Raw genomic sequence first — 233 nt, 5'->3', positions numbered from 1 at the left:
GACCAGGCATTCAAGGACCACGTGGCCGCTTCCGCTGCCGCTTGGGATGCCGAAAAAATCCCTTACGCCCACGCCAGCTTCGGCCTGCGTAACCGCATTGTGCGCATGCCGCTGCTCAAGGGCACTGTGTCGATGACCCTGGATGGCAAACAAGGCTGCGCCAAGCTCATGGGCCGCATCAAGAACCCGGATCTGGGCTCGATGCGCATCCTGCACCTGCCCCACTCCTGGAA

General features: G+C 62.2%; 1 pseudogene. It reads left to right on the top strand.

Annotation, left to right across the window (positions count from 1 at the left end):
- Positions 1-233, top strand: a pseudogene (locus AAEY88_RS15615) (hypothetical protein); the annotation flags it as partial.

The sequence above is a fragment of the Psychrobacter sp. CAL346-MNA-CIBAN-0220 genome, from assembly GCF_040309805.1.
Classification (GTDB): Bacteria; Pseudomonadota; Gammaproteobacteria; order Pseudomonadales; family Moraxellaceae; genus Psychrobacter.
Note: the sequence above shows the minus strand (reverse complement) of the source record. Positions and strands in the feature narration are given on the sequence as shown.